The organism is Saccharopolyspora sp. NPDC000995 (genome assembly GCF_053599315.1).
The window spans coordinates 1-1,223 of record NZ_JBSFLZ010000352.1 but is presented as its reverse complement, the minus strand read 5'-3'; the positions used below and the strand labels follow the sequence as shown (position 1 = coordinate 1,223).

The following is a 1,223-nucleotide window of genomic DNA, read 5'->3' as shown; positions in this document are numbered from 1 at the left end:
CGATCCTGTCGGCGTCGTCGTACTTCATGAAGTCGCCGCCGGAGCAGTATTCCGACGCCGCCGCCTACCAAGCGGTCGAAGACTTCATCGCCGGCTGAGTCATGAACCGGTTCCGACGCCTGCTAAGGGACGGTCCGAAGTCCACGGCCGAGCTGCGGGCGCTGCGGGCCGAAATCTCACCGCACTTCATGTACAACATTGCCGTTGGGATCGGCTGTGGCCTTGCGCAGTTCGTTCGCGCGACGCGGAAATCGATGATCAGACCTCGGACCGGCCCCGGCTGCAGGCGGTAACGGTCGACGAGTTCAGTGGTCGACATCTGGCCGCGGGCTCGTCCGCACAGGGTTCGCAGGGTCGCCGGGGCATCAGCGCCGAAGACGCCTGAGCGGTGCAGCAGCACGTAGAACAGCGTCTTGCCCGGTGCGCCCGCCGGGCGAACTTTGGAATGCGTCTCGTAGAACTCCACGCAGTCGCCGACGGTGATATCGGTGATACGACCGCCTTTGCTGGCAAGGATAACCGCGATTCGCGCTTTCGCGGGCTGGGCATCGGCTTTGATGATCGTAGGATCGTCGGCGATCACCTGGTCCAGCGTGGCAAACCCGTCACCATCACGGTACTGCGCCATGCCGGTGGCCAGCGTGCACGAACCTCGGCTGAGCAACAAGGTCATGCTGGGGCGGATCACCTCCGCGCAGATCAGCATCAGCAGGCCCGAGACCAGGATGCCCGAGTTGGCCGACTCGCCACGTGCGGTCAACCACTCGGTCGGCAATCGTGCCCAGTCCGCGCCCGACGACTCTTCCTGGCCGCTGGCCAGCCACCTCTGTTGCCACGTATCGCCGGGAAAATTGGCCAACCAGTCGAGGAACTTCGCGACGCCGCGCATCCTCGGCACGTGCATCTTCCGGCTGTCAGCGCGGAAGCGCACTCCGTCTAGCTGGTGCAATACTTATTGTCGTGATTGCCGGGTGTCTGGCCAGGACATCTCCCGAGGTCGCGCTGAAAACCGTCCGCGCAGCGCCCGAACACCAACTCGATCGGAGTCTGCCGATTCCCTCTCTGATGCAGCAACATCCGTGTGTCCATTGTGGATTTTTTATTGTTCTTATGACTGATCCTTGGGTGACCTGAGGTTTCGCGGTTATGCGGCGGTTGCGGTGCTGGTCGTGGGCCTGTCGGGATATTGATCTGTTGTGTTCTGGCCTGCGGTGATGGCCGTA

Annotated in this window: 1 protein-coding gene; it reads right to left on the bottom strand. The window is 62.6% G+C overall.

From position 1 onward, the window contains the following. Positions 1 to 64 precede the first annotated feature (64 nt). Complete coding sequence (locus ACWDKQ_RS36280) at positions 65 to 889, bottom strand: hypothetical protein (RefSeq protein WP_450143257.1); 825 nt, start codon at positions 887 to 889, stop codon at positions 65 to 67. Positions 890 to 1,223: the final 334 nt, after the last annotated feature.

Coding starts and splice junctions, on each gene's coding strand:
- ACWDKQ_RS36280 (WP_450143257.1), bottom strand. CDS start 889: ATGCGCGGCGTCGCGAAGTTCCTCGACTGGTTGGCCAATTTTCCCGGC.